The 11,448-nt window shown below is 42.9% G+C and carries 6 protein-coding genes; 1 reads left to right on the forward strand and 5 read right to left on the reverse strand.

The annotated features are described in order from the left end of the window. The first annotated feature begins 162 nt into the window (after window positions 1-162). Window positions 163-1,923, forward strand: a complete 1,761-nt coding sequence (locus tag HY841_03595) for a T9SS type A sorting domain-containing protein (GenBank protein ID MBI4929821.1) — start codon at window positions 163-165, stop codon at window positions 1,921-1,923. Window positions 1,924-1,947: 24 nt separating this feature from the next. Here HY841_03595 and HY841_03600 read toward each other — a convergent pair whose 3' ends face one another. The 5 genes from HY841_03600 to HY841_03620 form a co-directional block, all read right to left on the reverse strand. Then, window positions 1,948-5,043 carry an N-acetylmuramoyl-L-alanine amidase gene (locus HY841_03600; protein ID MBI4929822.1) on the reverse strand — a complete coding sequence of 1,032 codons (3,096 nt, stop codon included), beginning with the start codon at window positions 5,041-5,043 and terminating at the stop codon, window positions 1,948-1,950. A gap of 202 nt (window positions 5,044-5,245) precedes the next feature. Further along, on the reverse strand, window positions 5,246-6,961 hold the full coding sequence (locus HY841_03605) for an acyl-CoA dehydrogenase family protein (GenBank protein MBI4929823.1): 1,716 nt from the start codon (window positions 6,959-6,961) through the stop codon (window positions 5,246-5,248). A gap of 63 nt (window positions 6,962-7,024) precedes the next feature. Next, the gene (locus tag HY841_03610) at window positions 7,025-10,396 is read right to left on the reverse strand and encodes a PKD domain-containing protein (GenBank protein ID MBI4929824.1); all 3,372 of its coding nucleotides are present in this window, start codon (window positions 10,394-10,396) and stop codon (window positions 7,025-7,027) included. Window positions 10,397-10,446: 50 nt separating this feature from the next. Beyond that, a complete protein-coding gene (locus HY841_03615; protein ID MBI4929825.1) occupies window positions 10,447-10,860 on the reverse strand; it encodes a hypothetical protein in 414 nt (137 codons plus the stop codon). Window positions 10,861-11,051: 191 nt separating this feature from the next. Further along, the coding region (locus HY841_03620; GenBank protein MBI4929826.1) for a hypothetical protein at window positions 11,052-11,448 on the reverse strand (397 nt) is incomplete at its 5' end.

The following is an 11,448-nucleotide window of genomic DNA, read 5'->3' on the forward strand; positions in this document are numbered from 1 at the left end:
CTTTTAGTTGCACTAGTTTATTTAATTTCGCAAACATACGAGAGTTACACAGAGAGTTCTGCTCTGTGAAACTCATTAAACTCTGTGAACTCTGTGTTGAAAACGGTGGATATAACATCTTAATCTGAATAATGTCTAATATTGTTTTTTAAAATAATATCCATGAATACAAAAATTATTCTCATCGGTGTAATCTTGTTATTTCATCTATGTAATCTTTGTTTTTCCCAGACAAATTATTTCGTAGATGGCGCGAATGGAAATGACGGCAACACCGGAACAAGTTTGGTAAATGCATGGCAAACCATTCAAAACGCCTGCAATAATGCAACACCCAACAGCATCGTTTATATTAAAGGAGGAACTTACAATGAAAATCTTGATGTAAATGTGAGCGGAACTGCCGGCAATCCAATCACGTTCAGAAATTATATGAATGATTCCGTATATATTGACGGAACAGGCACTACCGGAACTGCCATGCTTTACATGCTTGACAAAAGTTATCTCAACTTTCAGAATCTCGTCATACAAAACCGAACGGTGAATGATGCGCAGGGAATTGCCGTTGAATGTTCTGCAACAGGAAGCGTAAAAAATCTTTCGTTCAAAAAAATAATCATCCGTCATATCAACTGGACAAATAATCCTGCCGCCATTCCGGGACCAAGCAATAATTCGCAGGGGTTCATTGCGTACGGATATGGAAACAATCAGGCAAACGCCATCGGCAACATCACAATTGACAGCTGCGAAGCATACAGTAACATTCTCGGTTTCAGTGAAGCCATGACGCTGGATGGAAATGTGGATGGATTTACGATTTCAAACTGCAAAATTCACGACAACACCAACATAGGAATAGACATAGCGGGAAATTATCTTGTAAGTTCCAACCCAGCCGTTGACCACGCTCGCAACGGAAGCATCATCAATTGCGAATGTTACAGAAATGTTTCAAGCTATGCAACCAGCGCGGGAATTTATGTGGATGGCGGATGGAACACCGTTATTGAAAAATGCAAATCGTATGAGAACGGATGGGGCATTGAAGTGGGCTGTGAAGAAGACGGAACTTCTGACAGCATCACTGTAAAAAACAATCTTATCTATAATAATGAAGAAGGCGGGCTTTCCATTGGAGGTTATACCACCGCAACAACAGGGCAGGTTCGGTACACTACGATTCGCAACAACACGTTTTTTCAAAACAATTCCAACAACAACGGCAACGGAGAAATTTATATGACGAAAGTGTCGAACTCCAGTATCATCAATAATATTTTTTACACCAACGCGCAAAACAAGTTCATGTATAATGAGAACATTTCTCCTCAAACCAGCAATGTGCTGAATTATAATTGCTGGTTCACTCCAAATAACAATGCAAATAATATTTCTGTTGATTGGCGGGGAACTAACTATTCAACATTTTCATCTTACAAATCAGGAACAGGGCAGGAAGCGAATTCATTTTACAGCGATCCTGCTTTTGTTTCTGCAACTTTGCCTGCGCCTGACTTACATTCATTTTCCAGTTTATGTATTGATGGGGGCGACCCTTCAACTTTAATTTCTGCAGGAGAAACCGACTACGAAGGTAATCCACGAATCAATCTACAGATTGATGTTGGGGCTTATGAATTATGGGCTTTAGGAGTTTTACCTATGAACAAAAACGAAAATGCTGTAATGATTTATCCAAATCCTTTCAGCGAATCAACAACCATTCAAATCACAAGTCACAAGTCACAGGAATTAAGAATGAAACTTTTTGATGTTTTCGGAAGAGAAGTTAAACAATTCGTCATTCGCAATTCATCATTCGTAATGGAGCGTGGCGATTTGCCGGATGGAATTTATTTTTACGAGATTCGCTCGGAAGAAAAAAATATCGGGAAAGGAAAAATAATTATTCAATAGATTTCCTCACCCGATAAGCCAAACTTATTGCACCACGATTCTCTTTGTGTACTGTTTGTCGTTCGTTGTTCCGACCAATAAGTACATTCCTGTTTTCAGTTTTTCATCGAAGGACAAACTGAACTCTCCGTTCTCTACAGAAACTTCCTTTGAAAAAATTTCCCTTCCGGTCATGTCATAAATTTTCACGGACATAATTCTGCTGTCTGCTTCGGAGAATTTTCCGTGCAGCGCTCCACCGTCAAAGGGGTTCGGATAAAGTATGAATGAATTTTCTTCCGCAGGTACAATTTTTTCCAGTTCATTGTTCTCCGCTTCTCTTTCAGCAACTGTTTGAGGCGGGGCAAGCGGCAGGCAGGAAGTGATTCCGGTTCCGCCAGCAGCATTCAGCTTGGCAGCGCCCATTGAATTTATCTGCGCAACAGTTGGAATAGTTCCCTGTCCCAATCCTGAATTCGGGAAAACGATATAATCAATGATGCCGGAAGAAGTTCCTCCTGTTTTCGGATTTGAATTTATTCCGAGCTGATTCGCTAAGTAAATAGAACCTTCTCCTAATTTTCCGGAAGGACCGCCATCGGCAAAAATCGCATAGCATCCCTGCCCGTTGGTTGTGTTGTAAACATATCCCACATCACCGAGATGAATTCCGTATGCAGTTACCGCAGAAGGCAAAACGAAAAATGGTATCGCTTCTGAATTTACGTAGTGCTGTGTTTTGGTTGAAGAGTAAGCATTGTCTGTCAGCGATGTAGTTGAGACATACATTCCCGGATACGGGTCTGATGAATCCTGAATAATCGGGTTACCGCTGTTATCAGTTACAACTCCCCACCAGTTACCAGGTGAGCCGGCATTGGCAGTGTAATCCAATCCTGAATTATTCGGACCATACGCGCGCGGACTTCCATCGGCATCAATCGCCATTTTCGCTTTGTACATAATCGCTCCTGATGCGGTGTGCTGGTACACATTGAATCCTTCAATAGTTGTCTTGAGCGTTTTAGCGCAGTCCACCGGAGGTGGAGGCGGAGGATTTGAGGACGGAGATGTTACACAGATATTAAACGTTGTTGTTGTAGGTATAGAAGAGCCATAAGAATAAATGCGCACATAATATGTATTGCCAACAGTAAGCGCTGATGCATTTATTTTTTCAGTTCCGCCCGGACCTCCTCCGTTATCAGAACATCCAAGTTGTGAACCGCTGCAAGTTGTATATAATGACAGCACTGCGTCCAATCCTGAAGAAGGAGTTAATGTGATTGTTTGTGTTGATGCAGTGGCTGTAAATTTATACCACACATCTTTCAGAGAAGAAGCGCTTGAAGCATCGCAGCTTGCTTTTGTCATTCCGCTGACAGTTGCATTGGCAATCGTTCCGGATGTTACTACGCAGGATGTGTTTGGCGTAAGTGAAACTGCATTCGCACAGTTGTCGTTTGCCGGAGGCGGTGGAGCCGAAGTTCCTGTCACACAAATATTAAATGTTGTGGTAGAAGGCATGGAAGATCCGTAAGAATAAATGCGCGCATAGTAAGTAGTGCCGACAGTCAATCCTGTCTTTATAATTTTTTCCACTCCGCCAGGACCTCCGCCATTGTCAGAACACCCGAGCTGTGTGCCGCTGCAAGCTGAATACAGTGAAAGCACGGCATCCAATCCTGATGATGGAGTTAAAGTGATTGTGTGCGTGGTTGCCGTTGCAGTGAACTTATACCAAACATCTTTTAATGTGGATGAACTGGAAACATCGCAGCTTGCTTTTGCCAATCCGCTGGTGGTTGCATTTGCAAGAGTTCCTGCAGTTGAAACGCAAGTAGTATTTGGAGTAAGCGAAATTGCGGCTGAACAATTATCATTCGTTGGCGGTGTTGGAGGCGGTGGAGGAGGTGTATTGTTTATCAAACCGTAATACGTGCCCCAGTTCCAGTTGGGTCCCGGGTCATTGTGCGTTTGGTTAGGATAATGCTGATGACCTTTTATTTTATAAGAAGAAGAAAGCACACAAATACCGCTGCAAGAAGGACCGTTCCAACAAGTAGTGGGATTAATTCCGTAACCGCTGGTGCAAATATCTTTCACAAGATTAGCGGAAGCGGTGTACATAGCCGTTGTGTACCATCCTGTTTGCGCCTGATATCCTTCGTGCTCGATGCCGATGGTGTATCCGTTTTCGCTTCCCACGTGCCATGCTTTTTTAGATTCCAGAACCATCTGGGTAATTTGCCCGTCAGAACTTCTCACTACATAATGTGCAGAAACACTTGCCGAGCAATTCTGAAACCAGGAAATGCAACTGGAATAACTTCCCTCCACATCATGAATCACAACAGCAGTAACCGATGCCGTTCGCGAACTGTAGTTGCACGAAGCAGCAGCCACCCACAGAGCAGGCGGATAATCGGTTGACATTGGCATAACATCACCACCCTTGAATGCATTTCCGTTTGCATCCGAAATTTTATCCGCCTGAATCGTGACGTTTGACGAACTCAATACTCTGAAATTTTCTTCCCCGAAAAAACTCTGCAAGTCAAAATGGTAATCAGGAAAATTATACTGCGCTTGAAACGAAGCATCATTCAAAAATGTGAGATAAGAATATAATTGTGTGTTGAGAGCAAATTTTTGACTGACATCTTTATGAGGAAGTTCGCTCAGAATCGCCAAAGCACCTGAAATATTTTCTATACTGTTAACTTTTTTATTTGTTGAAGAATTCATCACTGCATCCAGCGCGCTTGCATACGCAAGGATGTTTTGTTCAGGGTCGTTGATGATAGCATCAGTTGTAATTCCTGAAAGATTAGAAATCAGCACAAGGTTATTGCTGAAATAATTTTTGCCGTCAAGCACCAAACCCATTACCCCATAAGCATTGGGCATGCCCATGCAGTTTTCAGAATCACCTGCATTGTGGCTGATGTGATGCATGCGTGAGTTGGTGTACGCCACCGCTTCCAGCACTCCTGTAGGAATGTTCGGATACTGCTGATAGGCTTCCTGAAAATAAGAAGCGTATTCCTGTTCAGCGAGAGAAGCCATTTTCTCATTTTGCGCTAACGCAAAGAATGAAGAGAGTGCTAATGCTGAGAAAAGAAGATTAGTTTTTTTCATTTGAGAACGGTGTTGGTTTTTTCTTTGAATGAGATTTCTTGTGTAAAGGAAAGTCCGATAAATACCAAAAGCAAGTTTTACTACCTGTATATCTTAGGATTCTAAGCATCCAATCTTACCACATCTAACTGTAAATTTCTACGGAAAAGCTTCCTTGGAGGCGACAGGATATGGGGGGTGTATCGCAGATTAACACAGAACGTCAAAACTCCCAGGCAATTAACTGTTTCACTTCCTCTGCCGAAAGCGGTTTCACTTCTTTCAATTCATCCGTTGACTGATATTTTTCTTTCAGGAATTTTAAGGATGGTAAAATCCATTGTTTGCTTTCTTCATTCAAATTATCAATCAGTAGTGAAATCTGATAGAGTGAAGTAAGTTTTTCAAAAAACAGTTGAGCAGACGCTTCTTTTTCATCCTGCGATAAACCATTTAGTTTTTCTGAGAAGGCAATTAGTTGCATTAGTTCTGCGTTTAACCAACTGCCGAATTCAGAATTACTTTTTGCGCTTTCGGTAATTTCCTCACAAAGAATTTCAAAGCCCTTTGATTTCGCCATGGCGCGCAGCATATCCAGAATAATAATGTTTCCCGATCCTTCCCAAATAGGCAGCACCATTACATCGCGCATGAGTTTGGGCATCACAAAATCTTCAATGTATCCGTTTCCGCCCATCAGCTCCATGCTTTCTCTCGTAATATACACACCCGTTTCAGCCGACCATTTTTTGGTGAGCGGATTAATAAAGCGGAACAATTCTTTTTCTCTTTCATTTCCTGCATCAGCCAAATCAAGTGACCGGATGGCGCGCCACACCAGATAAAAATTAGCCACATTCAATGCACCCAATTCAGTGAACTTGGTGCGGATCAAAGAATGTTCAAGAGCAATCTTTCCGAAAGTTTTTCTGTGCGCTAAAAACTGATACGCCTCAATCAACGCTCTTCGAGAGCATGCAAGCGCAGCCATTGAATTATACAGGCGTGAAAGATTTATCATTTCTGTCATCACCTTGAATCCTTCAAATTCATTTCCCACTAATTTTCCGACTGAATCGGTGAGTATACATTCAGCCGTAGCCATGGAGCGCACGCCTAATTTGTCTTTGATGCGGATAATGTCAATCGGATTTCTTTCGCCAGAAGGCAAATGCTTTTCCACTAAAAAAATAGAAAGTCCTTTTGTGCCTTTGACGGTTGAATCGGTTCGTGCCAATGCGAAGATCAAGTCGGCATTTGCGTTGCTGCAAAACCATTTTTCTCCATTGAGTAAATATTTTTTTTCTTCCTGATGATTGGCAACGGAAATATTTGCTCCTACATCAGAGCCGCCCGTTTTTTCGGTGAGAAACATGGCTCCTGTGAAAAAATCACCGGCATTGTCAGTATAAATATGCGGCAGCAAGCGGTTTTTGTCTTCTTCATCGCAGAATAAATCAATCAGGCGCGCCACGCCATCGGTCATGCACAGCGGGCAATATTGCCCGCACTCGCTCATGGAATAAATATATCCTGCGGAAAAACCAAGCCGTTGTTTTTCATCGTCAAATTTATTTCTCAGCTCAGGATTCCATTTTACACGGAACATTTCTGACTTCACTGCGATTTTCATCAACTCCCCGTATGACGGATGAAATCGAATTTCATTGATGTTTTCCCCGAGAGAATTTCTTTTTATTAATTCAGGAGTAAATTTATCGGCAAGCAGAGAAAGCTCGTTCATTTTTCCTGCGGCTTCTTTTCCAAGTGAATCTAATTTATCGTGCATATATTTTAGGCCGCTTACAGAAACCTGGCTCTTGAAATAGTTTCTGAAAATTTTATCGCTCAGATAAAAATTGCTGCTTACCCGATACGAATCATCGAGCACTTTATTTTTTTCGGCTTGATAACGGGAATGAGAAACGGCAGTTTTCATTTTATAGGGATTTAGGGCAACTCACTTTATGATCTTTGTAAAGTGGTAGTAATTACAAGTTTTTTACTTCACCACCGTTACCGTGCCGATATAATTGTATTCTTTTTTGAACACACTGGTAAATTTCACTTTCCAGACATACACATCTCCCTGCACAATGTTATTCGAATTTCCTCCTCTTACTTTTCCGTTCCACCAGCAGGGCTGGGTTTGAGGCAGCCCGTTTACCTTGCATTGGAAAATAAGATTTCCCCAGCGGTCGAAAATCCACATTTCGTAGTTGGTGATGCCGATTCCCACTCCAAAGAAAAACTCATTGGTGCCATCTGCATTCGGGGTAAATGCGCTGGGAATGTAAAAAGTAAAATCCTTTACAGGAATCGGATGCTGAATCGTATCAATGCATCCGTGGTCTGATACAACAACGAGTGTAACCAAATAAATTCCTGTATCGGAATAAAGATGAATGGGATATTGAAGCACTGCCGTATTGCTGTCTCCAAAGTTCCACCACCATTGGACAATGTTGGCGTTGGTGGATAAATCATTGAACTGAACGGGGTCGGTGAACGTAGCGTTAGGACCGGGATCGTAAGAAAATTCAGCCAGTGGCAGCGGAAACACCACCACAGAGAGCACAAGCAAACTTGTGCAGTTATTATTTGAAGTGCAACTGAGCGTTACGTTATAGTTTCCGGAAGAAGCGTACACATGCGTGGGATTCTGAAGCGAAGAAGAATTACCGTCTCCGAAATTCCAGTTCCAGCCGGTAATGCTTCCGGCAGGAATGAAAGACAGGTCATAGAAAGGAGTGGTATCGTTCTGGCAAACGCTGTCTGCCTTAAAATTCACAACAGGGATGGGATAAACCGTAACTGTATCGGTGATGGTGTCTTTGCAGCCACCCGATGAAGTAACGATGAGCGTTGCCATATAGGTTCCGTAGCCGAGATAGGTATGCGAAGGGTTTTGAAAGCTGGAAGTGTTGCCGTCACCAAAAGCCCAATCCCACTGGAGGATGTTTCCCGCTGGAACGGAAGAAAGGTCCGTGAAAACTGTAGGCGAGTTAAGGCATTCGTTGGAAACAGTGAAAGCAGCAACGGGCAGAGGCATGACAACAACCGGAAGAATGGTGGTGGTCTGGCAACCGCTGTCTGAAGTTGTGGTAAGAACTACCATGAACGTTCCGGCTGCGGTGTAGGTGTGGCTGGGATTCTGCAAGTTGGAAATATTATTCGGACCGGAATTTGGGTCGGCAAAATTCCAGCCCCATGTGGTGATAGTTCCGGAAGTAATAGTTGTGCCATCCGTGAAAGAGGTTGGATTGCCGAGGCATACGGTAGTGGAAGAAAAATTAGTAGCAGGAAGGGGATTAATTGTAATTGGTTGTTGCAATGTATCAGTGCATCCGAAGGCGCTTGTGACGATGAGCGTAACGGTAAAAGTTCCAGAAGTATTATAGGTGTGAGATGGATTCTGCAGAAGAGTATCTGTTCCATCGCCAAAATTCCAATTCCAATTAGTGATTGTTCCGTTTGCGATGGTTGACTGGTCGGTAAAAATTGCAGGGTTGTTGAAGCAAACATTTGGCGCTGTGAAAGCAGGAACAGGAATGGGCTGTATGTTAACAGGTATAGTGAATGAATCAATACAAGGAAACCCATAAACACTATCATACACAACGGTAAGCTGCACATTGTATGTGCCCGGTGCAGAATAAAGATGAGATGGATTTTGAATGGTATCAGAGAAGCCATCACCGAAATCCCACTGCCAGGAACTTATGGTGCCGTTTGACTGGTCGGTAAACTGCACAGGTGTTCCATCGCAAACGTTGTTGACAAAGGAGAATTGCGCAATGGGTATTGTATTAACCGTGACGACATGAGCGGTGGTATCTACACAACCAATGGTATTATCAAGCACAATCATTTGAACCGTATAAGTTCCTGCCACGCTATACGTATGTATAGGATTTTGCGATGTGGTTGTTTGCCCGTCTCCAAAATCCCAATACCAATTTGTTGGCATGCAAGAGGTAGAATCGTAGAAAGTCAGGGCGAGTTGATTCTTACAATAGTCAAAGCTGGATTTAATGCGGCACTGAATACAAAGGTAAGTTGGAGAAGGATTATAGTTAGCAATTGATGGGATTGGGGCAGTAACTGCTACCGGTGAAGTGACGGCAGGGGTTATGGATGCCACAACAGGGGAAACAGCGCTAACGACCGGTGTTGCAGGAGCAGAATAACACGGAGTATTTCCAAGGCTATCGGTTTTTATAAAATAGATGTCATAATAAATTGCTCCAAAGGCAGCAGAGTTTGTATTGCCACAAATCACAAAACCGGTATCCGAAGTAGGTTGTACGCCCATGGCTTTTTCATCGCCAGCGGCTCCGTATGTCTTCATCCATTTCAAATTGCCTGCACTGTCGGTGAGAAGCAGGTAATAATCTCTTCCGCCTGCACCATAACTGGTAGTATATCCTGTTGAAACAAGGTCTCCGTTTGAAGCAGGATATCCAAAGCGCGATTCCTCCTCCCCGCCTCCTCCATACGTTTTTGCCCATTGTACATTTCCTGCACTATCGGTCTTAATGAAAAAAATATCTTTTCCTCCTGCTCCATAATTGGCGGTATAGGAAGAGATGAAATATCCCTTGTCGTTTGTAATTGGGGCACGCACTAACCACCAGTCCCCATCATTCCCAGCGCCTCCGTACACTTTTGACCATTGCAATGCTCCCAGTGTATCAATTTTAATCAGCATGAGGTCATATCCTCCGGAACCATAACTATCTGTTACACCCGAAATAATATAACTCCCATCGTAAGCTTGTTCAATATAACTACCCATTTCATTTCCGGCTCCACCAAACGTTTTTTCCCACTGCACATTGCCAGCACTATTTGTTTTAACTACATATACATCGGCAGCTCCGGCACCATAACTATCGGTATGACCGGTTAATACATAGCCCCCATCGGTGGTCTGCTGAACATACATTCCATATTCCGTTCCGCCTCCCCCGTAGGTTTGCAACCATTGAAGATTTCCGTTCCCATCTATCTTTAAGAGAGAGGCATCATAGCAACAGCCGTTGGTGAATAAACCGCTTACTATGTATCCGCCATCGGTTGTCTGGCGAATGCATGTGCCGCCATCTCCACCACCTCCTCCATACGTTTTGAACCATATCAATTTACCGCAAGCGTCTTTCTTAAACACATAAATATCGCAACTGCCGGCACCGATATTTTCTGCTTGTCCGGTAGTGATAAATCCGCCATCGGAGGTTTCAATGACATAAATATCTCCGTCCATATCCGGCATTGGAAAAACTTCCTGATAGGAGGTTTGCTGGGCAAAACAGTTTATGGTTTCCAGTTTCCAGTTTACGGTTATCAGAAGAAGTAATAAAAACTTTTTCATCAGATGTTTTTTGTTGTTAACTGTAAACCGTAGACCGTAAACCATTACGGTTATTTTGTTTCCGCTTTTGAAATAGTTACTTTAATATCCTCCCGCGGATAACCTAAATCATTTGCCATTTTGATTAACGCTGACTCGGCAGGCAGGTTTGCAGCGGGTATCTCAAATTCAATATAACTATCCTTGCTGTTGATGTTTATGTTTTTTGCGCCTTCAAGTTTGGCAATCTGTTCTTTCAGCTGGGGTCCTAATATCGGGCAATGCAGCCCACTGTGCGCCACATCCATGCGTACTGAACTTATGTTTTTGCTGCTTGCTTCCTGAGCAAAAGAAGGTATAGCGGTATAAGGTATAAGGTATAAGGTTAGAACTGCTGTGACCACGATGAAATATGCCTTGTCCCAAAGGAATATCCTTTGGGATAAACATTTCACGTGGCAGGGAAGAATGGCTTTGGTATTCATATTATATAGGACGTAAAAGTCAGGATTGGTTGCCCTTCTATTTACTAAATTACTATTCCGATAGTTATCGGGAGTACTAATGTACTAATATACAGCCACAAGGTTTTGTTCTCTATTTAAAAAATCAATCAGCAAAGGAATGAAAAGGATAGGCAAATGCAAATGTTATTATTGGGGATGCATTTAGTATGTTAAAAATTAAGCGTTTTTACCTTTCCAACTTTGTCAATACCCCCCGAAATCTTTCGAGCCCTGTTGTCAACTTTGTCAATGCCACCCGAAACTTTTCGAGCCCTGTTTCCAACTTTGTCAATGCCTCCCGAAACCTTCCGAGCCCTATTGCCAACTTTGTCAATACCCCCCGAAATCTTTCGAGCCCTGTTGTCAACTTTGTCAATGCCACCCGAAACCTTCCGAGCCCTGTTTCCAACTTTGTCAATGCCTCCCGAAACCTTCCGAGCCCTATTGCCAACTTTGTCAATGCCCCCCGAAACCTTCCGAGCCCTGTTTCCAACTTTGTCAATGCCTCCCGAAACCTTCCGAGCCCTATTGCCAACTTTGTCAATGCCCCCCGAAACCTTCCGAGCC

It is taken from the genome of Bacteroidota bacterium, assembly GCA_016213405.1.
Lineage (GTDB): Bacteria > Bacteroidota > Bacteroidia > Palsa-948 > Palsa-948 > Palsa-948.